The sequence below is a fragment of the Bacillus sp. AP8 genome, from assembly GCF_000321185.1.
GTDB classification, from domain to species: domain Bacteria; phylum Bacillota; class Bacilli; order Bacillales; family DSM-1321; genus Bacillus_AD; species Bacillus_AD massilioanorexius.
Genome location: NZ_CAPG01000070.1, coordinates 21,249 through 46,470 on the forward strand (window position 1 = coordinate 21,249; position 25,222 = coordinate 46,470).

The 25,222-nt window shown below is 33.1% G+C and carries 24 protein-coding genes; 6 read left to right on the forward strand and 18 right to left on the reverse strand.

Features of this window, described 5'->3' with window-relative positions:
* Positions 1-39 precede the first annotated feature (39 nt).
* Complete coding sequence (locus tag BN349_RS16670; RefSeq protein WP_019243472.1) at positions 40-1,686, reverse strand: CoA-disulfide reductase; 1,647 nt, start codon at positions 1,684-1,686, stop codon at positions 40-42.
* 196 nt (positions 1,687-1,882) lie between these two features.
* Here BN349_RS16670 and BN349_RS16675 point away from each other — a divergent pair, with 196 nt between their 5' ends.
* Complete coding sequence (locus tag BN349_RS16675) at positions 1,883-3,157, forward strand: MDR family MFS transporter (protein WP_019243473.1); 1,275 nt, start codon at positions 1,883-1,885, stop codon at positions 3,155-3,157.
* A 212-nt stretch (positions 3,158-3,369) separates the two neighbouring features.
* Positions 3,370-3,918: a thioredoxin family protein gene (locus BN349_RS16680; protein WP_019243474.1), complete on the forward strand. Its 549-nt coding sequence runs from the start codon at positions 3,370-3,372 to the stop codon at positions 3,916-3,918.
* Between the two features lie 184 nt (positions 3,919-4,102).
* Here the strand turns inward: BN349_RS16680 and BN349_RS16685 are convergent, their stop codons facing one another.
* From BN349_RS16685 to BN349_RS16730, 10 genes are all read right to left on the reverse strand, one after another.
* Positions 4,103-5,587, reverse strand: a complete 1,485-nt coding sequence (locus BN349_RS16685; RefSeq protein WP_019243475.1) for an AMP-binding protein — start codon at positions 5,585-5,587, stop codon at positions 4,103-4,105.
* A gap of 68 nt (positions 5,588-5,655) precedes the next feature.
* On the reverse strand, positions 5,656-6,396 hold the full coding sequence (gene fabG / locus BN349_RS16690) for a 3-oxoacyl-ACP reductase FabG (RefSeq protein ID WP_019243476.1): 741 nt from the start codon (positions 6,394-6,396) through the stop codon (positions 5,656-5,658).
* A 13-nt stretch (positions 6,397-6,409) separates the two neighbouring features.
* Positions 6,410-7,309 (reverse strand): intracellular short-chain-length polyhydroxyalkanoate depolymerase, encoded by a 900-nt coding sequence (gene phaZ / locus BN349_RS16695; RefSeq protein ID WP_019243477.1) that lies wholly within the window; start codon positions 7,307-7,309, stop codon positions 6,410-6,412.
* Positions 7,310-7,365: 56 nt separating this feature from the next.
* The gene (locus BN349_RS16700; RefSeq protein ID WP_019243478.1) at positions 7,366-8,388 is read right to left on the reverse strand and encodes a 3-oxoacyl-ACP synthase; all 1,023 of its coding nucleotides are present in this window, start codon (positions 8,386-8,388) and stop codon (positions 7,366-7,368) included.
* A gap of 91 nt (positions 8,389-8,479) precedes the next feature.
* A complete protein-coding gene (locus BN349_RS16705; RefSeq protein WP_019243479.1) occupies positions 8,480-9,490 on the reverse strand; it encodes an ABC transporter permease subunit in 1,011 nt (336 codons plus the stop codon).
* 4 nt (positions 9,491-9,494) lie between these two features.
* Positions 9,495-10,355: a branched-chain amino acid ABC transporter permease gene (locus BN349_RS16710; RefSeq protein WP_019243480.1), complete on the reverse strand. Its 861-nt coding sequence runs from the start codon at positions 10,353-10,355 to the stop codon at positions 9,495-9,497.
* An 11-nt stretch (positions 10,356-10,366) separates the two neighbouring features.
* Positions 10,367-11,074, reverse strand: a complete 708-nt coding sequence (locus BN349_RS16715) for an ABC transporter ATP-binding protein (RefSeq protein ID WP_019243481.1) — start codon at positions 11,072-11,074, stop codon at positions 10,367-10,369.
* The gene (locus tag BN349_RS16720; protein WP_019243482.1) at positions 11,058-11,825 is read right to left on the reverse strand and encodes an ABC transporter ATP-binding protein; all 768 of its coding nucleotides are present in this window, start codon (positions 11,823-11,825) and stop codon (positions 11,058-11,060) included. The genes BN349_RS16715 and BN349_RS16720 overlap by 17 nt, the downstream gene beginning before the upstream one ends.
* Before the next feature lie 134 nt (positions 11,826-11,959).
* A complete protein-coding gene (locus BN349_RS16725; RefSeq protein WP_019243483.1) occupies positions 11,960-13,183 on the reverse strand; it encodes an ABC transporter substrate-binding protein in 1,224 nt (407 codons plus the stop codon).
* A 282-nt stretch (positions 13,184-13,465) separates the two neighbouring features.
* Positions 13,466-16,711, reverse strand: coding sequence for a BTAD domain-containing putative transcriptional regulator (locus BN349_RS16730; protein WP_019243484.1), 3,246 nt, complete (start codon positions 16,709-16,711; stop codon positions 13,466-13,468).
* A 254-nt stretch (positions 16,712-16,965) separates the two neighbouring features.
* On the opposite strand from BN349_RS16730, the gene BN349_RS16735 reads away from it, so the two are divergent.
* Positions 16,966-17,238, forward strand: coding sequence for an acylphosphatase (locus BN349_RS16735; RefSeq protein ID WP_019243485.1), 273 nt, complete (start codon positions 16,966-16,968; stop codon positions 17,236-17,238).
* A 118-nt stretch (positions 17,239-17,356) separates the two neighbouring features.
* Here the strand turns inward: BN349_RS16735 and BN349_RS16740 are convergent, their stop codons facing one another.
* Together BN349_RS16740 and BN349_RS16745 are read right to left on the reverse strand one after the other, a co-directional pair.
* Positions 17,357-18,196 carry an STAS domain-containing protein gene (locus BN349_RS16740; protein WP_019243486.1) on the reverse strand — a complete coding sequence of 280 codons (840 nt, stop codon included), beginning with the start codon at positions 18,194-18,196 and terminating at the stop codon, positions 17,357-17,359.
* A 238-nt stretch (positions 18,197-18,434) separates the two neighbouring features.
* The gene (locus tag BN349_RS16745; RefSeq protein WP_019243487.1) at positions 18,435-18,992 is read right to left on the reverse strand and encodes a cysteine hydrolase family protein; all 558 of its coding nucleotides are present in this window, start codon (positions 18,990-18,992) and stop codon (positions 18,435-18,437) included.
* An 82-nt stretch (positions 18,993-19,074) separates the two neighbouring features.
* On the opposite strand from BN349_RS16745, the gene BN349_RS16750 reads away from it, so the two are divergent.
* Positions 19,075-19,308: a hypothetical protein gene (locus BN349_RS16750; RefSeq protein ID WP_019243488.1), complete on the forward strand. Its 234-nt coding sequence runs from the start codon at positions 19,075-19,077 to the stop codon at positions 19,306-19,308.
* Between the two features lie 175 nt (positions 19,309-19,483).
* Here BN349_RS16750 and BN349_RS24170 read toward each other — a convergent pair whose 3' ends face one another.
* A complete protein-coding gene (locus BN349_RS24170) occupies positions 19,484-19,834 on the reverse strand; it encodes an N-acetyltransferase (RefSeq protein WP_019243489.1) in 351 nt (116 codons plus the stop codon).
* Positions 19,835-20,048: 214 nt separating this feature from the next.
* Positions 20,049-20,918: a cation diffusion facilitator family transporter gene (locus BN349_RS16760; RefSeq protein WP_019243490.1), complete on the reverse strand. Its 870-nt coding sequence runs from the start codon at positions 20,916-20,918 to the stop codon at positions 20,049-20,051.
* A gap of 346 nt (positions 20,919-21,264) precedes the next feature.
* On the opposite strand from BN349_RS16760, the gene BN349_RS16765 reads away from it, so the two are divergent.
* Positions 21,265-22,161 carry a DUF2935 domain-containing protein gene (locus BN349_RS16765; protein WP_019243491.1) on the forward strand — a complete coding sequence of 299 codons (897 nt, stop codon included), beginning with the start codon at positions 21,265-21,267 and terminating at the stop codon, positions 22,159-22,161.
* A gap of 343 nt (positions 22,162-22,504) precedes the next feature.
* Positions 22,505-23,080 (forward strand): hypothetical protein, encoded by a 576-nt coding sequence (locus BN349_RS16770; protein WP_019243492.1) that lies wholly within the window; start codon positions 22,505-22,507, stop codon positions 23,078-23,080.
* Positions 23,081-23,635: 555 nt separating this feature from the next.
* Here BN349_RS16770 and BN349_RS24175 read toward each other — a convergent pair.
* From BN349_RS24175 to BN349_RS25945, 3 genes are all read right to left on the reverse strand, one after another.
* Entirely contained in the window at positions 23,636-24,145 is a 510-nt protein-coding gene (locus BN349_RS24175) for a GNAT family N-acetyltransferase (protein ID WP_081591274.1), read from the reverse strand.
* A 256-nt stretch (positions 24,146-24,401) separates the two neighbouring features.
* Complete coding sequence (locus BN349_RS25940; protein WP_019243495.1) at positions 24,402-24,578, reverse strand: hypothetical protein; 177 nt, start codon at positions 24,576-24,578, stop codon at positions 24,402-24,404.
* A 197-nt stretch (positions 24,579-24,775) separates the two neighbouring features.
* Positions 24,776-24,946, reverse strand: coding sequence for a hypothetical protein (locus BN349_RS25945; protein ID WP_019243496.1), 171 nt, complete (start codon positions 24,944-24,946; stop codon positions 24,776-24,778).
* Between the last annotated feature and the right edge of the window lie 276 nt (positions 24,947-25,222).

Consider the following 25,222-nt stretch of genomic DNA (forward strand, 5'->3'; position numbering starts at 1 on the left):
AGTATTTCTTTTGGATAGGCCCTATAATTTTAAAAGCGATTAATGATACACAGCTGCATATGTTTTATATCCACCACTTACATTAACAACATCAAATCCATTTAACTCAAGAATTCTACTTGCTAAATATCCTCTTAATCCTACCTGACAAGAAACATAGATAGTTTGATTCTTAGGTAGTTCACCTAATCTATCTCTCAATTCACCTAATGGTATATTAATAGAGTTCGGAATATATCCTTTATCTCTTTCATAAGGATCACGAACATCTACCAACAAAGCACCTTCGTTAACAAGTTGATCAATTTGATTATAATGAACTACTCTTACATCTCCATCAACTACATTAGCTGCTACATAGCCAGCCATATTTACAGGATCTTTGGCAGATGAATATGGTGGAGCATATGATAATTCTAGTTCTTGAAGATCATGAACAGTTAGTCCACCTTTAATCGCTGTTGCAATGACATCAATTCTCTTATCTACTCCATCTTTTCCTACACCCTGAGCTCCATAAATCTTACCATTCTCTTTATTAAAAATAAGCTTTAATGCGATTGGACTTGCTCCTGGATAATATCCTGCATGCGATACAGGATGAATATGAATCGCTTCATATTCAACTTCTAATCTTTTTAAAGTCTTTTCATTATGTCCAGTAGTAGCTACTGTTAAATCAAATACCTTTGCAATCGCTGTTCCAAGTGTTCCTTTATAAGCCGTTTTCTTTCCATATATATTGTCAGCCACTATTCTCCCTTGACGATTTGCTGGCCAAGCAAGTGGAACCATCGTTGGATGCTTAAATAGATAATCTTGTATTTGTACTGCATCACCTATTGCATAAATATTCTCATCGCTTGTTTGTAAATATTCATTTACTACAATACCTCCGCGTTCTCCAACCGTTAAACCAGCAGAAATAGCTAATTCATTTTCTGCTCTAACTCCTATAGAAAGAATGGTAATATCACTTTCCAATTCCGTTTCACTTGATAAAATAACTCTTTTGCCTTCATCAGAAAAAGCTTTTACACCATCTTCCAGAATTAACTGAACCCCTTTTTCTTTCAAATGTTTGTGTACAATTGAAGCCATTTCAAAATCTAATGGTGCCATTACTTGATTCGCCATTTCTACAATTGTCACATCAATTCCTCTATGAGCTAAATTTTCAGCCATTTCTAATCCAATAAAGCCTCCACCAATAACCACAGCTCTTTGAGGATTTTGTTCATCAACTGCTGCTTTAATTTGATCTGTATCTGGAATATTTCTTAATGTAAATACATTTTTTGCTGATTGTAATCCTTCTATCGGAGGGACAATTGCTTTAGCACCTGGAGATAGTATTAATGAATCATATGATTCTTCATACTCCTCACCTGTTAGTAAATTGCGAGCAATAACTACTTTTCTCTCACGATTTATATGAATCACTTCTGTTTTATTGCGAATATCAAGAACAAATTTTTTAGACATACCCTCTACGGTTTGTACTAGTAAAGCTTGTCGTTTTTTGATTACATCACCAATATAGTAAGGCAAACCACAATTTGCGAAAGAAATATGCTCTCCTCTTTCAAATAAGATAATCTCTGATTTTTCATCTAATCGACGTAGTCTTGCTGCAGCTGTAGCTCCACCTGCTACTCCACCAACAATTAATATCTTCTTTGCCATTACCTAATCCCTCTCTTTGTATAATCTATGATACCTAGATTATATACCCCATAGGGTAATTTGTAAACTTGTACTTTATGAATATTTTTAGACACTTGTCCCCTTAGAATATTACGACTTTCGAAATAATTTATTTTAATGTATGATAAAAAGGAAATAATTTCTGTTTTTATCTGCCCCAAGAGAGGTGTTACGTATGAGACTTAGAGATTGGAATACAAATCTAAAGATTCGTTTAGGCGGAGAAGCTTTAGTAAACATTACATTTTGGATGTTTTTCCCTTTTCTAGCAATCTATTTTTCAGAAGAGTTTGGCAAAATAACCGCAGGATTACTTTTAATTATATCGCAAAGCTTTTCTGTGGTTGCCAATTTAATGGGAGGCTATTGTGCCGATCGTTTCGGTAGAAAGCGAATGATGGTTATTTCAACGGCTGGGCAGGGAATTGCTTATTTAATCTTTGCCTATTCTTCATCTCCATGGCTCGATTCTGCAGCCATCGGATTTATTTGCTTCTCGATTGTAAGTATCTTTAGTTCATTTTATTGGCCTGCCAGTCAAGCAATGATAGCAGACGTTGTAGACGAGAAATACAGAAGCGGTGTTTTTGCTATTTTTTACACATCCGTAAATATGGCTGTAGTAATTGGACCTATTATCGGAAGCCTATTTTACGAAAACTATCGTTTTGAATTATTATTGCTTTCAGCCATTATGAATCTACTTCTTAGTTTTATTTTATCAAAATGGATTGTTGAAACCGCACCTAATGTACTTAATAAGCAAGAAAAAACTGATCAGCCTATGAGTGGTCTACAATTTTTAAAATCACAAATTCAAGACTATGGTGTTATCGTAAAAGACCGTACATTTTTGCTTTTTATCATTGCTGGTATTTTTGCAGCTATGACCTTTTTACAACTAGATTTACTTTTCCCTGTCTACATTAAAGATGTCGTTGATAATCAAACATTATTAACACTTGGAAACTTTAGTTTAGAGGTTACTGGTGAACAAGCATTTGGATTGATTGTTTCTTTAAATGGATTATTTGTCGTACTCTTTACAATTTCCGTCTCTAGGTGGATGGAGATGTATAAAGAAAAAAATGTATTTATTGCTTCATCTCTTGTTTATGGCTTTTCGATGTTAACAATGGGAAGTACACATTTAGTATGGGGATTCGTCCTTGCTATTGCTATCTTCTCATTTGGTGAGTTAATGACCGTTGGTATTCAGAACAATTTCATTTCTAAACTCGCTCCAGAGAGCATGAGGGGACAATATTTTGCTGCTGCCAGTTTGCGTCATACAATTGGTAGAATGTTAGCACCAATTGCCATACCGATGACAGATTGGTTTGGTAATACAGCTACCTTTATCATATTATGTGGTTTAACTGTATTTAGCGGATTTTTATATTTCGTAATGTTCAAGCTTTATGATAAACAAAAGCAATTAGCAATTTAGGAATAAGAACAAAGTTCAAGTCTCTTCTTCAGAGCTACTTTCATTAAGCAGAATATTTATGAAATTCCTTAAACCATGCTAGGATAATAGGAGAAAGAATGAGCACCTTTTTCTGCTTCAAACATATAGAAGTATGGATGTGCTCTGCTTCACCTAGATTCATCTACATCGACATTTATTTGATATCATATCTTTTAAAAAGGAGATTTTTCATGAATTTAAACAATTGGTTTGAAAAAGGATTAACAACTGAAGAATATATACAATACATGCAAGTAAATAAAGAAAATATGCTTCATATTCAAGAACAGTTTTCACTTCAATTGATAGCTGAAGCAGAACGATTAAAAAATCGGAACCTCCGTGCATTAGTACTAACAGCTGATTGGTGTGGCGATGCTATGGTGAACCTTCCAATTTTCACGGAAATTGCCCGTGCTGCTCATATGGATATCAGATTCTTTATCAGAGATGAAAATCTTGAACTAATGGATCAATATTTAACCAATGGAACAGCTCGTTCAATCCCTATTATTGTTCTAATTAATGAGAATGGTGAAGAAGTAGCTAAATGGGGACCTCGTGCAAAAAACGTACAAATCATGGTTGACGAAATGAAAAAGGAGCTACCTGAATCTGATGATTCTTCACATCAAGAAGCACTTAAAGAGTTCTATAGCAAAATCGGGAAATTATACACAACAGACTCATCCATTTGGAAAATTATCGAAAAAGATATGATTGAGACTTTTACAAAATAATTCGAATGAGAAACAAAAGAGGGTGTCCAAAAAGGAAAATGCAATGGACACCCTCTTACATTTTATAGTCGAGGTATGTAAAATCAGCTTTTTTAGAAAGTAAGTACACACTCATGCAAAACGTATCAATAAATGTAGATCACATAAAGCGTAAGGGCCAATGAAAAGAGATAAAAATCACTTTTCATACAGCCCCTTTTTGTTGTAGACATTTTTTATCTATTTTTCCTACATGTGTTTTAGGTAGACTATCAATAAAATGAAATACTTTAGGTATTTTATATTTTGCTAGTAATGACTCACAATAGTTTACTAATTCTACTGTTTGAAGATTCGAACAACTGCTGACAATAAACGCTGTAACCATTTCTCCCCACTTCTCATCTTTTACTCCTATAACTGCTGCTTCCTCAACAGAAGGATGAGAGAGAAGAGCCTGCTCTACTTCTATAGGGTAAACATTTTCACCACCCGATATAATCATATCCTTTTTTCTACCGACAATATAGAAATAACCCTCTTCATCCATTTTAGCTAAATCTCCTGTATACAACCAACCATTTTGATACACGTCTTGATATGCTTCTTCATTATGCCAATAACCTGAAAATGTGTGTGCACCTGATATCAATAATTCACCAACTTTTTCTGCTTCTGATATCAATAACTCTCCATCCATTATTTTCACATTATTTAATATCATAGGTCTTCCAACAGAACCTTTTTTTTGAATGGATTCATCTATTGAAATAAAAAAGTTATTAGGACCTGCTTCAGATAAACCATAACCTTCTTTAAACGGTAATCCCTTTTTCTCAAAGGCATGATAAATTTCAATTGGGCAAGGAGCTCCCCCTGACAAAAACGCCTTCATAGAAGGAAATGAAGATTGTTGAAAATAGGGAGTTGCAATCATAGAATGATACATAGTTGGTACAAATAAAGCAATTGTACAAGAATACAAATCTAGATATCGTGCAGCTTGTTCTGCCTCAAAGTCCTCATTGTAAACAACTGTTCCACCAGCTAATAAAATAGGAAGCGTAAGAGCATTTAGTCCTCCTGTATGAAACATCGGCAATGAAGTTAGCGTAATTTCTGCTGAACTTAAATTCCAACTCACAATTGTATTAAGTGCATTCATAAGAATATTTTCTCTTGAAAGAATAACTCCTTTAGGATTACCTGTTGTACCTCCTGTATAAATTAGAACTACAGGTAAATGTTGCTCCCCATGAAAATCCTTGCTCTTTGCTCTTTTGGCATACTTCATTTCTTTGTAATAAAGACTGTTGATTTTTATAATATGTGTAGAAAGGTCAATTATAGATACATGATTGAATGTACTATGGACACCTATTATTTTTGGATTGCAATCCTTTATAATATAATCTAATTCAGCTGTCGCTAAACGCCAATTTAATGGTACAAATATGGCTCCAATCTTATAGCAAGCAAATAAAAAGTCAAAATAACAAATATGATTAACAGCTAAAAGAGCAATACGATCACCTTTACATACACCTTTACTTAAAAAGTATCCTGCTAGATGCTCTGCTCTATCATTTAATTGTTTATACGTCCATCCTTCACTATACCCTGCATCACGAACCGCGATATGATTTGGTGTGAGTGAAGAACGCTTAAATAACCAATCACCTGAGAACAAATAAATAACCCCCTCATTCGTCTATAGATCTATAGTAAAATGAGAGAGTTACATATCAGTTACACTTTTTACATCATAATACCGCCATCAACATGTAACACATTACCATTTATATAATTGGCTTCATCAGAAGCTAAATATAAATAAGCATTGGCAATATCCTCAGGTTTTCCTAGTCTTTGTAGTGGAATCAACATTTTTAGCTGAGCAATTATATGGTCAGGTACTGTTTCTACCATAGATGTTTCAATAAAGCCTGGAGCAACAGCATTAACTGTTATTCCTTTTCTTCCAAGTTCTTTAGCCCATGTTTTTGTCATTCCTATCAATCCTGACTTTGCTGCGGAATAATTAGTTTGCCCTGCATTTCCATATACACCTGAAACAGATGAAGTATTTATAATTCTTCCATTGCCATTGGCTACTAAATAAGGAACAACAGCTTGTGTACAGTTAAAAACACCTGTTAAGTTCACATCAATTACACTTTGGAAGTCTTCGATAGTCATCTTCGTCAACATAGCATCTTTTGTAATTCCTGCGTTATTAATCAGTATATCTATTTTGCCAAACTTCTCAACAACCGCTTGTACCATTTCCTGGACACTGCCTTGATCTGCAACATTTACTTTAAAAACGGATACACGATCTGTAACATTTGATAAGCTTTGGATTTTTTCTTCCGCAGACGTTTCGTTATAATCCGCAATTGCAACTTTAGCTCCTTCACTTAGAAATAACTTTACAGCTTCCCATCCAATTCCATTTGCTCCTCCAGTAATAATCGCTACTTTATCTTGTAATTTCATATTTATGCCCTCTCTATTTATCTAAAAATTTAGTAATTTTATTATTTAGTAACTCTAAATTATCAATTAGAGGAGAGTGTCCACAATCAACTAACTCTTCAAAACAAGCCACTTCCCCTAAATCTTCCATTGTTTCTTTCGTCATTTGATCGGTTATTACTAGATCATTATTACCCCTCAATACTAGTATCGGTATGTTTATTCGATTTGCCTTTCCACTGCCTTCTACGAGACCATTAAATGTAGCAGATATATTAAAAGTATTTAATGCATGGTACACCTCTGCTAAATTCCTTTGTGTCATCATATCTTCTACATATTCTTCATATTTTTCATACTCTGGTTGCTTATGAGAATAAATAAGACTATTCCAAATTGCTTTTAATACTTCTCTATTTCCTGTATCATAAGCAGCTTGTATCGGAATCGTTCGAATAGAATCTCTCTTTACCTCTTCTAGGGATTTTAATCGTTCTGCTGGATTAACATTGCCTAATTCATCGGTAGCGAAAAAAGGATATCCTCTTGTAGAAGCAGATGCTAACAAAATAAGTTTACTGCAATAGCCAGGATAATCTGCACAAAATTCCATAGCAACAGCCCCTCCTGTTGACCAACCTATCATGGAAAAGTTTTTTAATTCTAAAACATCTACGAATAATTTGATATCATCAGCAAAATCCTTTATTTGCCGAATAGGATTATGATAAGAAGATGCTCCAAAACCTCTTAAATCGACTGCAAAAACCTTAAAAGAGGGATCCAGCTGTTCAAGAAGTATATCCCAATGTTTAGATGAAGTCATGTTTCCATGAATCAACAATAATTGTTTACTTCCTCCGTCTCTTTCACGATAACCTATGTTTTCTCCATTGGCCAACGAAACCGTTTTCATCACAACATTTACATTCATCCTTCTTTTCCTCCTTTACCATCTTTCATAATTCATGACACTTTAAATCAAAAACGTTATTCCTGAATAGGTTTGCCCCATTCAATAACTGTAGCGCCCCATGCATATCCAATCCCAGCACTAACTAACACAACAATATCTCCTTCTTTAAGTTTTCCTTGTTGTTCAGCCAATTCTAAAGAAAGAATTTGATCAATTTGACCAATGTGACCATATTCATTTAAATAGATAGATTGATCATTCCTTAAACCTAGCTCACTCAAAACAAAATCATGTGCCGATTTCTTCATATGAAGAATGGCAAGATAATCAATTTCATCTTCAGAATGATTACTTTTCTTCAAAGCTTCTCGTATAACACGTACAAAATTTTTCATAGATTTCTCTTCCAATCGCTGCTTCATTCCGATTGGATCAAGGACATCTAACTTGTGCATGTTTTGTTCTATTGTCTGATAAGAAGTTGGATACTTAGTCCCCCCCGCCATAACAACAACATCTTCTGAAAAAGTCCCATCCGTCATAATAGAGCTTTCTAAAACAATATTTTTATCTGCTCCTTTTTGAAGGATGATAGCTCCTCCACCTGCGCCAAGATTGAACATAAATCTTGTCCTCTCATTCTTGTAATCAATGTAATCACCATTTCTATAACCGCCTGCCAATAAAACTGTAGATATGGAGGAATCAGCTAACATCATATCCTTGGCAACCTTCATTGCCATAATGGTGGTTCCACATCGTAACGCAGTATCAAAGGCCCATGCATTAACTGCCCCTATCTCCTGTTGTAATTTAATCGCTGCTGTCCATAATAGATATTCCTTATGCTCTTCACCAATATAAATCACTAAGTCGATATCCTTTGGATTAATATTCGCTTTAGAAATTGCTTTTCTTGCTGCTTCTATCCCCATTTGACAAGCATGGTCATCTTTTCCTGGAATTGGCTTTTTTAGAATACCTAGTTTTTTTTCGACAATTTCCTGTTGCATTCCTGCTAATTCGCTTATTTCTTTCGAAGTCGTAAATTGAGCAGGAAGATATATTCCAGTTGAAACGATTCCGATGTTATTCATCTGTACACTCCTTTTAAACAATTAAAAGATCCATACATCTATTAATGACTAGACTAGTCTCTTATTATTTCCATTGATGCACTTCTACTTTCTATCCAGCAAGCTTGCGATCCTGATTATCAGGATTTTGTTTCTTTGGTTTTTTCCATTTATTTCGTAATAAATGGAATGCCCCGACAATGCCTTTCGGAAAAAACATGACAGCAAGAATATAAATAATCCCAAAGAAGATAATCCATCTTTCAAAAATCCAATGAATTTTTGCTAAACTCGTTAACCAATAATGGGCAACTTCAATCACACCCGATCCAATAACTGCTCCAATGATGGTTCCAACTCCACCTATAATTGTCATTAGTAATGCATCTAATGTGATATCCATTGAAAATACGCTCGTATTTACAAAGCGTAGTGAAATAGCATATAAGGAGCCAGCTATACTCGCTAATACTCCTGCTATTACACTAGCAATAATTTTGTAGTGTAATACATTATAGCCCAATGACTCTGTTCGCTGTTCATTTTCTTTTATAGCAACTAATACTTTTCCTACAGGTGACTGAATGAATAATTTCAGAGCAAAATATATAAGTACCATGCACACTAAACAAATCAGATAAAAACTCGTGCGGTCTCTTAATATTTCTGGGATTCGAAAAGTAAATCCATCATTCCCTGCTGTTAATGATCGCCATTTCTCTGCACCTACATAAAATAAGTTTGCAAGTGCTAGCGTTAGCATAGCGTAAAAATGTGTTTTTAAGCGTAATGTCAACAAACCTACTAAATAGCTAATAACGGCTGCTAAAACGATTCCTATCAGTAATGACAGAAATACATAAGATAAATCGGGTTCAAATCTTTTTAGAATAATACTAGTTGAATAGGCCCCTATTCCAAAATACATTGCATGACCGAAAGAAATTATCCCTGTAAAACCTAACAGCACGTCATAACTCATTGCAAAGACAGCAAAGATAAAAATTTGTGTAAAAATAATTAATAAATTTCGATCTTCGTAGATAAATGGAAATAACATAAAGGCTGCACAAATAAGTATAAATACAAAATTCCCTTTACCTTGATATTGTTTAATTCTCACATGATCACCCCTTTGCCCTAAACAAGCCTTGTGGTTTAAAAACTAAAACAATTACCATTAAAATCATATTCACTGCAACCGCTAAGTCGGGGACAAAATAAGCCATAAAGGATCCTGATAAGCCTACCAATACAGCTGCAAAAATGGATCCATTAATATTTCCCATCCCACCAATTACAACAACTATGAAAGCTAAAATGGCATATTCCATTCCCATATCTGCATGAATAACACCTGCATACGGGGCAATTAATACGCCACTTAAAGCAGCTAAAGCTGCTCCAATCATAAATACAAACATAAACACTCGATTAATATTAATACCGAGAGCTTGAACCATCTCTTTATTGATTACTCCTGCACGGACTATCAAACCAATTTTTGTCTTTTCCAACATATAACGAATACATGCGAACACTATTATACCTACAATAATAATGAAGGCTCGGTACTTGATAATTAACATGTCTCCCATTTCCCAACTACCTTGTAGAAACGCAGGAGGAGTAACAGCTATCTGATTCGGTCCCCAAACAACCTTTAACATCTCTGATAACACCAACATAAATCCTAAAGTAATTAAGATTTGTTGAACGTGATCGCCATATACAGGTTTAATAATCCATTTTTCTGTAATCCAGCCTAGAATAATACCTGTTAGAATAGCTGCCACTATACCTATTAGGAAGCTTCCAGTCATTAGATATAACCAAACTCCACCGTATGCTCCCCATGCGAATAATCCTCCATGAGCAAAATTTAAAACACTCATTAATCCAAAGATTAGAGTTAAGCCTGCAGCTAGCAGAAAAATTAACATACCTGTAGCTAATCCGTTAATAGTTAAATTAACTAATAACTCCATTTCATCCCTCCTTATGCAATACCTAAGTATTTTCTTCTTAGCACTTCATCCTCTATTAATTGATTCATTTTGCCGTTATACACTGTGCGCCCCTCGTCAATAATGTAAAATGAATCACCTATTTGACTTGCCATAATAAAATTTTGTTCGACAAGTACAATCGTCGTTTTTTCCTTCATTTGTACAATTGTATCCATCACTTTCTCTACTACAATCGGTGCTAACCCTTTACTAGGTTCGTCTATCAACAGCAGCTCGCATTCATTCACATATGCTCTAGCGATAGATAACATTTGTTTTTGACCCCCACTCAATAGCCCTCCAGGTTTCTTCCAAAAGGTTTTTAAATCGGGAAATAAATCAAGAATCCATTCCATTCTTTCCTTCGTTACATCATTATCTCTTTTAATGGCTACCTTCATATTTTCTTCAACAGTTAAAGATCCAAAAATCCCTTGATCCTCTGGAACATAGCCAATTCCTTTATTAGCAATTTCATACGGCTGTTTAGTTTGAATCTCTTCATTAAGAAATGTAATTTTACCTTTGGAAGCTCGATTCAATCCCATGATTGTTCTTAACGTAGTTGTTTTCCCAGCGCCATTTCTTCCTAATAATACTGTTACCTCTCCACTAGGGACGACTAAAGAAACACCTTGTAAAATATGAAATTGTCCAATGAACGTTTCAACATTCTCTAAACTAAGTAGTGAATTCATTATACAAACCTCCTAGATATGCACTTTGAACCGTTTCATTATTCATAATTTCCTTTGGTGTACCGTCGGCTAAAAGTTTTCCATTAAATAACACCATTACACGATCAGATAAATTTATAATCATGTCCATCTTATGTTCGATTAATAAAATCGTTTTGTTTCCCTCGTCTTTGATTTTTTGAATGACTTCATAAATCATTGGAATATCTTCGAGTGACATGCCTGCTGTTGGTTCATCTAAAAGTAATATAGTTGGATCTAGCGCAAGTAGCATAGCCAATTCCAATTTTCTCTTTTCACCATGCGCTAAATTTTTAGCGACTGTATTTTCCTTATTATGAAGCAAAGTTACACCTAGCCAATGTAAAGCCTTTTCTTCAAAATGTTTATACTTTCGAATAGAAGAAAGCATTTGATAGCGCACCTTCTGTTGAGACTGTACGGCTAATCGAACATTCTCTAAAACTGTTAAATTTGGGAATACATTTGTTATTTGAAATGACCTACCAATTCCTAATCTAGTTCGCTCCATAGGAGAAAGCTTTGTAATGTTTTTCCCTTTAAAATAAATCTCACCTTGACTTGCTGAAAGCTGACCACTCAATAAATTAAATAGAGTAGTTTTACCCGCTCCGTTCGGGCCAATGATCGAAGTGAATTGATTCTCTTCAATAGAAAATGATACGTGATCTACAGCTTGATGTGCTCCAAAAGAAATTCCTACATCCTTTGTTTCAATTAAAATCCCCATTGTACTCCTCCTCTCTCTTTTTACATCAATATATGGTCAAAAAATACAACATCTAATAATGCTCAGTAATGACTTTTATCACCACTGAGCAATAGATAATCTTATATAAATCTAGTTCTAGCTGATCCACTCAGTTATTTGTTGCGAATAGGCGGTGCTGTTTCTTCTGGAGATAATTCACGAATCAACACTGGAACTGGGTAATCCATACCTGCTTTTTTCTCCAATTTAATTGCATACAGTGTTTGCAACGCTTGATGATCTTCTTTTCGGAATGTCATCTCTCCTTTAGGAGTATCAAAGCTCATTCCTTCCATCGTTTTGATTAATTCCTCTGTATCCGTATTTCCCTCTGTTTTCTTCAATGCTTCAACAATAGCTATAGCAGAACTCATTCCACCAGGTGTAAATAAATCTGGAACCTCCTCATTAAATCGTGCTTTATGTTCTTTAACTAACCAATCATTCACCTCTGTTTTTGGTAAGTCATGATAGTAAACCGTAAATCCTTCCATTCCTACTAATGGATTCATCGTTGCTAAAGCTGGAATATCTGGAGCTCCAGTTGATATTTTGATTCCCTTTTCTTGCACCTTCATATCTGAGATTTGATTCCAAGGTGTATTCGCACCTGCCCATACAACAAATAAATAATCTGGCTTTTTATCTATGATTTTTTGAATGTTCGAAGTGAAATCAGTTGCTGCAGGATCTGCATATTCCTCGTGAGCTATTTCTGCCCCTAAATCCTTAGCTGCTTCTACGAACGCAGCAATACCATCGCGACCAAAAGAATTATCAGGTGCTAAAGTTGCTATTTTTACACCTTTTCCAGCAATAGCAGCTGCCCCAGCTACTGCATCCTGTGACGAATTTCTTGCAGTGCGGAATACATATGGATTGTATTCCGAGCCTGTAATACTATCAGCTACAGCAGGTTCTACTACAAAAATCTTTTCATATTCTTCAGCTAGTGGTACGACAGCTAAAGTATCTCCTGAGCTAGATGATCCAACTAAAAAATCTACATTATCTTCTTCTAATAATTTCGTAGCTTTTTTTACGGCTACCTCAGGCTTCGTTTCTGTATCTTCAATAATGAATTCGATTTTTTTACCAGCAACCTCTAACTTACCTTCTGTTGCATAATCTAATCCAAGCTCAAATCCTCTAGTTGTTTGTTTTCCATATGCTTCGAGCGGACCAGTCATCGATGCAAGTACACCGATCTTAATACTTCCTGTTCGATCTTTGGATTTACCTCCATCTTCCTTACCACCAGAGCTAGAGCTACAAGCAGCCGAAAAAATTACGATAAAACATAGTAAAAACATTAAAAGAATATTTTTCCGTTTCACTGTCTTCTTACCCCCTATAAATTGCTTAAGATTAAGCATCACCATGCTTACAAACATCGTACCTATTAGTAGTTACACTGGAGTTACAAAATCGAAAAAATCCAAGCATGTCTAGGTGATACTCGTGTTCGCACTTATTTATAATCCATGAATGAAAACAGCTAGGAACAAACCAAATATGAATCTATAAACATCAAAAAAGTGCCTAAAGAACAACGTCTTAGACACTTTCCATATTTATAAATTGTATGAATCTTATTAGTTTTAAAGTGAGAAAGCAACTCATGTAATAGGACCAATTCTTGCAGAATCTAAAATCATACGGTACATGTTCTTTGTGGTTTCTAATGGCTCTACTCCTAGTTCCTGCTGTAAGATAAGATAACATTTTTGATACCATTTAATGCTTTGTGGTCGATTATTTTTATAGTAATAGCAGTACATAAGTAATCGATAGGCCTCTTCCCATGTCGGTTCTTGATGAATAATTTGTTCACACCAATATATAGCTGTATTTAAATCTTTTATGGCAATGGAAACTTGAGCCATCCGTTCGGCCCCTCTTAAAAAAATTACTTGTAAGCGTTCTCTTTCATTCATACACCAATCCTCAAAACGCCTGTCAGGTAAATAATTACCTTTATATATTCTTAAGCCTCTTTCTAAATAATCTTTAGAGCGTTGAAAATCTTTTTCATCAATCCCTGCAAGAGTCCACTCTTCGAATTCTTTCGTATCTAAAAAATACCCTGATTGCACATTTAATCCGTAGCTGTTCCCAGTTCTTTTTATAAAAAAAGGTTCCATTCGCGCTTTTCTTGTTGGCTCTAAAACACTATTTAATGCATTCAACGCAACTTTAAAATCTCGATCCGCCGTTTTCTCATCTTGCTCCGGCCAAAGTCTATCTATTATTTGTTGTTTTTGAATATAATCTTTTTTATGAGTAACGAAAAATTCAAATAACTCCTTTGCCTTGCCTCTTTGCCAATCTGTCACTTCTGTTTTTCCTAAATATACTTTAAAAGCTCCCAATGTTTCTATTCTTAATGTATAACCTGGATGAAGATTAATATTTCCATAGCCTAATTCCATCAGAATAGTAGCTACAAAGTGCTCCTGAATATATCTCCTTTGGGCTTCCAACAGAATGGGAACAAATTGTTGCATATCAAGTGGTCCAAATAACGTTCGTTTTAAAAATAGAAATTCATAATTTCCATACTGTATTCGTTGCAATAATGTTAAACACTCTTTAACAAAAACATCCCCATTATTAATAGAAAATGCAACATAAGTTTTCCATAAAGAAACGAGAGTTAGACCATAAGAATCATTACAATCTCTTAAACATGTTTCCGCTTCTTCTAATAAAAGACTAGCATGCTCCCACTTTTCTTTATGAATGGAAGCTATTGCTAAAGATAGCTTGATATATGACGACAACCATAAATCGTATACCTTTTCTGTTTCTTCTAGAGCTAATTTTCCGTATGCAATTGCTTTTTCATAACCATTGTTCTGAGCTCCCCAATATATACATAATCCCATATATGGTTCTGCTTTTCCCCTAGAATTCTTCAATTCTTCCATTAGATGCAAAGAAGTTTCATAGCATTCAATCGCCATACTACTTTCATAAGCTGAATCAAGTTGGACGGAATGCCCCATTCTAATCCACCCACAAGCTTCTACATATGAGGAAACCATTAGTATTCCTTGTTGAATAGCTTGTTGTGCATATTGTTTACTTTTTTCACCATTACCCATGTAAGCTTCAATAAGAGCAAGGAGTAAATCCGTTTCTCTATGTGTTTGAGGTACATGATTTTCAATATTGAATGGATGTACTTTTTTTCTCTCTAATAAAATTCTTTTCCCTTCTTCTAATCTACCAGTCCGCAATAACAATCGGGCTTTTACATTATAATCTTCCAATATCAACTTTTGGCTTTTTGCTCTCTGTAACCATTTTTCCGCTTTCTTAACATCTCCACTATTAATAAGATTCTCTGCCATTAAGAAATATAATTCTTTTTTTTCCTTGATGGTAAAATCTTCACTATGATCTCTACACTCAATGGCTATTTGTAAATGTCGTTCCGCCTTTCCTGGTTGAATAGTATCAATATATATTCGAGCCTTTCCTTCATTTGCTAAGCTTTTAATTCTACTATCCATATAGGATTCACTTTCGAAGATTGCTTTCTCATAGCAAATTTCTGCTTTTTCATAGTAGGAGCGGATTCTCAAGATTTCTCCTTCAAAATACCATAACCAATAGTAGATTTTCTTTTGTTGCTTCGGAATCTTTTTTACTAACTCATAAAGTGATTGTAATTTACCTTCACTTAAAAGCTGGAAACCGTATTTTTGTAAGATAAGTGCTATTGCATCAAATCTTTTACTCTTTTCTAAGTGATATAACATTTGATCATACATAGCTTGTCTTTCATAATATTTGGCAGCTTTTTCATGTAGTTTTCGATACGCAACAGGTTGCGTTTCTTTGAAACGCTTTTCGAGTAGTTCTTTAAACAGTGCATGATATCGGTATTGATTATCGCCAGTAGACATGATAAACATATTCTTCTCAGCTAAGCTAAACAACATCATCTCCGCATTATCTATATCAAGAATATATTCACAAACTTTTCCTGATAATTCTTCTAAAATACTTGTTTGTTCTAAAAACATTTGATCTATTGAAGATTGTTTTTGTATGACTTCTAAAGCAATATATTCAAATAAATTTTCTAGTGATTGCGTTCTATTTTGTACTAAATCACAAAGATCATTTTTTATTTGCAGTTGTTGCCCAATTATCCCTAAAGCAATAACCCACCCCTCTGTGATCTTATAAATTTCTGTTATTTCCTCTTCTGTCAGATGCAATTGATAAACATCAGACATTAACAGCTCTACTTCTTCCTTATCTAAAATCAAATCTTTTTGTGTTAACTCTAACAGTTTTCCTTCCACTTTCATTCTAGTTAATAGCTTCCATTTCGGTCTATTTCTACCAGAAATAACAATATGGAAATTATTTGGACAATGCTCTATGATCGTTTCCATGAATTCCATTATTTCTATTGATTTTTCACCATGATGGAAATCATCAATAATTAAAATGATTTCTTCTTTCAGTCTTACAATTTCATTAATAAAATGCGTACTAATTGACAGTACATCTTTTTCCTGTAAATACGGATTACTAACTGCAAGCATGTTTATCATTATCTGACCAAAGGAAGGATATGTCTTTTGAATACTATGTATGATATAAGAAAGAAACGGTAAGAAATCATCTTCATGAGATGACATACTATACCAGCTAGCTTTTATTTTTAACTCATTAATATAGAGAGACAAGGAAGTACTTTTTCCATAACCTGCACCTGCATATAATAATGTTACTGGATATTGATTGATTGTTTGAAGTTTTCTATGGAGAGTTGCTCTGCGAATGATCGTATCTCGGACACCAGGTGGTTGTATTTTAGTATTCATAATTTGTAGTGATTGCATGTCCATCACCCTTACCCACAATGGAATTTTCTAATATATTACCATAAAACGGAATATTCTGTTTGTTTTTTAATCACTGTCTTTTCATGTATGCTAGAATTAATAAGAAAACACAAGTGCTTTTGTATCTAATTGAAGATGGATGGCTACACTTCAATGAGTATCATTAGCTACTAAACCTATTTTGTAAGCTTGTTCCAAATCAATAAATATATATTTTTTTATATTAATTTATATGTAGGAGTGAAGTGATTATGAACGCAGTATCTATCATTATTGAAGGTCATGTTCAAGGAGTAGGATTTCGTTATTTCACTGCCTTAGAAGCAGCGAATCATCATGTAACAGGTTGGGTTCGAAACACAAGTGATGGAAACGTAGAAATAGAAGCTGAGGGTCCTCCATTAAACATTCAAGCCTTTATTCATAAGGTATCAAAAGGACCTCAATTTGCGGATGTTACAAATGTATCTGTTAGAGAATTAGACTCTATCAAAGGATATGAAAAATTCAATATTAAATATTAATAACAATCCTTGGAATTATTCTAGATATCTCTAACAAAAACTACATAAACCAAAACAAGGAGATACTTCAAAAATAATCAAACCATACTCTTGAAGCATCTCCTTAATGGTCATATTACTATAGATTTAATTCAGATTCTCTTAATAGAATAGGTAATGCTTGTTGTAAAGTACTGTAAATACGAATTTTGCTAAAATCCACACCTAATTGCACGCTTGTTTGTGCAATCCACGGACTTATTCCAGTTAAAACCGTTTTGATACCAATTAAAGACAGCATATCTACCAACTGATAAATTTCATTAGCAACCATTGTATCTACAACCGGAACACCAGAAAGGTCAATCACCAAATATTTCAAAAGTAATTTATTACTTTGAGAAAGAGCATTTTCCTTAATTACTTTTGCACGATATGTATCAATACCACCAACTATAGGTAATATACCAATAGCTGAATTGATTGAAATGACCGGGCAACTTAGTTCTGTAATCATTTCTTTTTGAGAATTTAGTAATTCTTGATTTACTTCCTCATATTTATAAATAAATAATTCAATAACATGATCCAATGTAAAATTAATTTTAGCTCCCAACTTTCCTAATTCAGAGGCTGAGATATTATTTTCTTCTGCAAATGTCAAAATACATTCCCAAAATATGAATCTAAACTTTTTAAAGTTCCCTAAAGAAATATGTAAAGCTATTTGAGACTTCGCTCTATGTAATGATACCTCTTTTACCCATTCTATGTATTGTTTATTCGTTTCTTCAATTAACGAACTTGATAACACTTTAATAAATCGTATGTTTTGTTCTCTTATAATTTCTAAATCTTGATTGGGGGCTTTGCTTGAATAGAGGGAAGAGTCACTACTTAGTCGAGTGTCTAACCATTTTTGTGTCATTTCATCTGCATTCTCTAACAAATAATCGTGTAAATTCCTTGCAATCTCCATTAAAATCACTCTTCTCTATGTTCGTATTAATATGTAATTTTAAAATATATATAATTATAAAACTTTCAATATATTTTACATTCATTTTATCAATTCAATTCTATTAGTTCAAAGCATATAAAGTAATATTGTTTAAATCTTCACAAAATCACTAACTCAATATTAAAGTCTAAAAATATAAAAGGGCGTTTAATTTAAAACACCCTCTCTATAAATAAAGTATTATACAATACAAATATTATCTATATTTATTATGATTTGGATTAAACACGTCTTCTTGTGAATTTCTAACAACTGAGAAGTGATCTACATTATAATGACCATGAAGAGTTTTGTTATGATGACGAATAATTTGGTCAGCAGATAATATTTCCGAGTCTGCTGTGGAATGACCATCTCCAACGAGTGTTACATCAAAACCATTAACCGTTGCCATCCGGACAGCTGTATCGATACAATGTTCAGTCATACATCCCATAATAACGATATGCTCTATGTCTTTTTTATGTAAAAGTTCTAGTAAAGGCGTTCCATAAAAAGAATTTGTTGCGTATTTATCAAATATAGTGGCAGTGGATGGCACTCGAATCTCTTGATGTATTTGAAATCCACTTCCATTACCACCTGAAACATCTTTATCTCTAATAAAGACAATTTGAACTTTTTCACGCATTGCCTTTTCAATAACATAGTTGATGTTGTAAATTAGTTTCTCTTTTTCAAAAACACCTTTCTCTCCAGATTCACCTTCTATTAAATCTTGTTGCACATCAATAACTAGTAAAACTTGTTCCAAAATGATCACATCCTCAATTTAATTGTTCTAATTTATCACAATAAAAATCATGTAAGCCATTATAATTGCAAAGGAGATTCTTATGAAAAAACTAACATTATCTTTAATTGGTGCTATCATAATTAGTCTCTTCATTACCTCAAGCTATATGGATTATGATAACTCAGGAAAGATCTTGCTAAATTATCATGGAATAAAAGAATATCATCTACGTGAATTCGATGTTGTTTTTATTGGTAATGCTATTTCCATCTCTTTAGTAGTTTTCATCCTAATTATTTGTATTTTAAAATTTTTGGAGAAACATAAAAAATAGCCTCTTGCATTTGTAATGTACAAGTATACTTTAAAAATAACTGGGAATTACAAATTCTATAGAGTTCCAAACATTTTCTTTTGAATAATACATACAAATACTATCCGAATATTTCTGTTTATCCTTTTGTAATTCAATAAAGTCTAATTTCTTGTAAAAGTCTGTACCAATATCGCTATACAAAAAAAATAAGATCACATTGATCATTTCTCTCTAATTGGTTTATGACTTCTTTAATTAAAAAGCTGGCATATCCTCGATTTCTTAAGGGTTTAGGAGTCGCTATCGAACCAATTCCTCGAACAATCATATTTTCTGAAGGATTTAACTTATATACTATTAACGAACATAACAAATTCTTAGTATTACTTTCTTCCAAAGCATACCATATTCCTCTTTTGTACTTACTAGATTCATTGCACATAGCAATATAATCTTGAGAAGATATATTTTCTCCCCATACATCATAGCCCATCATATAAACTACTTCCATATCCACTTCTTTGGCTTCTCTTATTCTTTTCAAAGTATTTTTCTCCTTCATAAATTGGCATTCTATAGATATTTTCTTAAAAATAGGCTGTTTTCTACATAATAATTTACCATATTTAACCAAGTGGTGAATACATGAAAAACAAACAGATTTCATTCATTAAGCTTATTTTTTTCTCACATAAGAAAAAGCGATTTTTGAAAAAATCGCTTTTTGATTCTTATACTTATAATTTTCAAAAACCCTCTTAATTGGGCTCTACATGAACATGTACTTCGTATACTCCGTGTTCTTTAATCATAATATTTTCCACACGAGTTGCTATATTATGAGCTTCAGTTATATCTAACGTAGAATTAACAAGGATAACGACATCTATTACTTCATTATTACCGTAATTTCTTCCTCTTATTTCTTTAATCCCTTTAACCCCGTCTAACTTTCGAATAATATCTTGATATTCTTGAAGAATATTTTCATCAAAACCATCTGAAAGCTCATGAGATGCTTGTTTAAAAATATCCCATGCTGTTTTACAAATTAGTAAACCTACAATTATAGCTGTTACAGTATCTAACCAAGGCATATGTAATTGAGCACCTAATATACCGACTGCAGCTCCAATACTAACCCACGCGTCTGAAAGATTATCTTTGGCAGCTGCCATTACCGCTTTACTATTGATTTTTTGAGCTAGTCTTTTGTTATATAAATATACGAAATACATAACTAATGCAGAAAATAAACCAACATAAGCTGCAAGAATATCAGGTGTTTCTTTTCCACCTTCAAAAATCGAAGTAACTGCACCTGTTAAGACTTGTATTCCGACTGCTACCATAATAAAAGAAGCAACCATAGAAGCTATCGTTTCACTTTTCCAATGACCGTAACGATGATCTTTGTCTGGTGGAATTTGTGACAACTTTAGTCCAATAAGAACTGCAATAGAGGCAATAATATCTGTAGTATTATTTAAACCATCCGCTTTTAAGGCTTCTGAATTACTCATATAACCAATAACTAATTTTAAAATGGAAAGAACAATATAGGCAATGATACTAATAATTGCTCCGCGTTCACCTAATTTGAGATTGTTATATTTTTCTGTTTCCATCTTTTTGCCCCCCAAATTTCAGTACTTAAATATGATAACAATTCAAGTATGGGTGGGTCTACAGCAACCTTTTTGCCTATTTATATATATGTAGGTTACTTGTAAAAAAGTTGCGTTAGACAAAAAAAATAAGCCACTACTAATTTATAATAACCATTTTCAGAAAAATGGTTATTATACACATATCCGGTGATACGCACTATTTGAAAAATAACTTACCAAGAAAACATAACTACTCACTTTCTTATAAAACAGAGTACAATTTTAAAAATTTATACACTGTTAGGTATCAATTAAACCTTAAAGGAATAAGATTGTAATATATACACAATAAAGGAGGAAAGTAATGCAGAATAACATCCCTGGGCACATAACGGAAGAACAATATAATCAAATGCTACTTCCCCCAGAGTCATTTGCTGCGAAACCGGAATCACTAACTGAACAATTATTTGTCGAACGTTCCCTTACAGAAAATAAATTTTGGCTAAGGATTATGAAGGAGCACGCTTTATTCTTAAGTGAGGGCTTTAATCACAAAGATATCAACCTCATTCAACAAACCGTTCGCTTTTATCATTACTTTGAACAACAAGAAAAAAAAGCTTATCAAGTTCCCAACAATGTTGAACTAGTTAGAAAATTAAATGAAGAAAGCATAGAATTAGTATATGGTTTCCGTAATTTTAAACGAAACCTTCTCATTCTTATCATTAATTGCAAAGTTAGTGGCTTTAATTTCCCTTTACTTGTGGATCATATTGCTCGTGAAGCAGAATATTTTATGCGAACTCTAAAAAAATTTAATCAAGGAATTTTAGAACCAATTCAAGATGCCATCATTAATGAAAATGTTTTTTGGTTAAGAATCATGATGGAACATTCAAGATTTATTGGATCATTGCTTGATCAATCTGAAAGAAACTTAGTAAAAACAGCTCTTAAATTTGGAGATGACTTTGAAACGCTTTTAAATCAAGCAAGAGATGTTGAATCCATGCTATATCGAAAGCAGCCTACATATCCTATCATTGGAAAAATGAATAAAGACAGTGAAAACGCTACTACAGAACTTCAAAGTTTCAAAAAAGCCGGTTTAGAACTTATACAATCTTGCCAAATCAAGAGTGTAATTAATCCTCTTCTGGCCGATCATGTTTTACGAGAAGCTGGACATTTTCTTTATATGATTCAAATTTTAGAAGAGCGTTTAAATGCCAAGAAAATGAGTGAACAGCAATAGTATTTTCTACTTATGAAAAGAGAATGTCCAAAAAGAAAATAATTCGATGGCAACCTCTTATATTTTATGTAAGTTTCATACTGTCCTTATCCCAACCAAAGAATAGAATAAAGCGATGCATAGGCCAAAACGTGTAACATCAGCTTTTTTAGAAAGTAAAAATACACGATAGCAAACGATAAAAATGGTAATCACATAAAACGTAGGGGCCTCTGAAAAGTGATAAATATCACTTTTCAGACAGCCCCTTTTTAAGTTAATCGAATGGTAAAACGTTTTCTATTCATAAAGAAACACAAGTTCATACCATATCATTTACATCTTAAATTAAAAGGAGATTTTTATGTTTTTACTTAAGCCTGTTACAAAACAAGCAAATGCTATTTCGGAGACTTTCAAAAAAGATACTACCTTATCAAAACAAATTTCACTCATTGCTTTATTAGCGTCACTAGCAGCTTTTTTCCAATCAGCAGGTGGATTATTACCTGTTATCGGGTTGCTTATTAGTCCTTTTGCAACAGCACCCATTTTGATTAGCTCCGTATTATCTATTCGGTTTGGTTTTTTAAGCTACATAGTAACAATATTTCTCCTCCTAATAATTCAACCTAGTGAACTAATTATCTTTCCGTTTACCACTGGATTGTTAGGAATAGGAATTGGTTTCGCCTTCCATGTGTGGGAACGACGGTTTAGTCTTATTATTACTGGGGCTCTTTCATTACTTGCTGGAATTCTTCTTGTCTTCATTATTTTTCAATTCCCGCTATTAGGTCCTTCTATTCATCCAACTGCAAGTATACAATTATTTTTGCTACTTGCGTTTTTTCCCTTATTGTATAGCTGGCTGTGGGTTGAATTAAGCGTTGTTTTCTTTAATCGACTTCATATTATTTTTTTAAAACACGCCAAATAACATCTGTTTTTGATAAAGGTTGACCCTTAGGTGGTAAGATACTCAAATCCACTATATACCTCTCGCCACTTGGCCCAAATACTACATCAATTGTGCACTCTCCACCTGTCAAAGCGCTACTACTCCTGTTTTATTAACTCTTAATCTAGAATGAAACTTATTTTTTAACAAAGCTATCTATAAATTCTATACTGTTTATTACACTTCGAAACAAAAAAAAAGCGATTCCTTAACATAAAGAATCGTCCCCTTACATTTCTTATTCTATTACTAATTTCCCAATAATTCATGGTCATATAGACTCTATAGTGTCATAACGTTCATGATTAGTTAAGTTTAAAAAATATTAATGTAAAGCAAATAACAAATATAAACAACACTAATAAACTATTTACATAAATTGTTTTTCCCACTTTAATCACCTCTAAAAGTAGTAATAAATCTCTTTAGAATCCTACTTTATCAGGCAAATCTTAAGAACAAGTTTACTAAATTATGAAGAATCTATTAAGAAAACTCATATTACGCGTATTGCATTATTCAATAATGAACCATCTAACTGTTTTGATTCCATTCATCCGATAATATTCCATAAACTACGTGGTCTACATAACAATCATAGAGCCATTCCGCTTGCCTAATACAGCCTTCATTTACAAAACCTAATCTTTCAGGGATAGATTGGCTCCGCATATTCTCAAAGGCAACTCTAATTTCAACCTTATTTAGTTTTAAATGATTAAAAGCATAATTGATTAATGATTTCGTTACTTTTGTCACTATTCCGTTTCCTTGAAATTCTTCTCCAATCCAATAACCAATTTGTGCCGTCTTATTCGACCAATTTATTTGATTAAAACCTGCTACCCCAGCAATATTTCCTTTAAATACAATGACTGTATTTAGACTTTTATTTTTTGCATAATCTATTTGACACTTTTTTACAAATTCCATCACATCCTCAAGATTTCTAGTAAGATCCAACCAAGGGAGCCATTCTCTCAAATAATCCCTTGAACGATTTATTAGTTTAAGTAAGCTTTTTGCATCATTTAACTCAATAATTTTTAAAGATAAATCATCATTATTTTATGTATGAACATCCTAATTCCTCCGAAATGGATTTTTAGCTATTAGCAGTAGTCACACAAGCAAGCTAATCTTTTTATATCGCTGTTTTACATACTTAAAGGTCGAATGCTGCTCCTGAATGCTTCCATAGAATTCTCGCCTTACTTTCCAATCGACCTTATGAAGCTAATTTTATTCACATCTTTTTTATCATTCTATCAAATTCCTTCGATATATTTTGGAAGACACTCTAACTTTCTTTTTCTTGCTTTTTGATAAGTTTAGTAGCACTAATTATTTTCTCTGTGTTGCTAAACTTAGCCGTTACCAATTTACCCATTACTTTCCCAATATTATCTCTTTTTTTCTCTTCCATTACTTTTTTGGAGTCTACAATTGGGTTTTTTACGGCTTTTTTCAGTAACAATGACCATCATAAAGCTTGGAACATTATATTAAATACTTTAACTCTAATCATTTTATTAGAACGTATATGTTACTTTTCAAAGTACCTGACCCAATATACTAAGACTTATATGTTTGAAAATAAAATATTTCTTCATAAGAAAAAGGAGCATTTTTATAGCTCCTTTTATATTCTAAAGTTATAAATAATCTTATGAATTAGACCTCATCTAAAACCCACAATAATGTTTGTATAGTTGATTCACAGCCATTTACTTTACCTTTTAAAGTGCCTATTGATATTTTTCCACTATTATATGCACCATGATAATAATTGATTGTTATTTTAGTATTCTCGATTTCTCTTCTTATTTCTTGCTCCGTTTTCATTGTAAAATCCACCTTTCTTATTACACTTCTTGCAATAAGCATCGTACTCCTATAATTTTAGGCTTTACACTTTCAAAACTTCATGTTGCTAGAAACATTCCTTTCCTCACTAAAGGCAGTCACAATCGTATAACAATATCCAATAATTTTGCACTTTTTTAGTAATACTCCCCTGAATCATATCTTTTTCATTATTCGTTAATCTGGCTCCTCCTATACCTTCTACAATCCCAGCTCAAAAAATAGAAATAATAACACCTTCTATTATGACAGAAA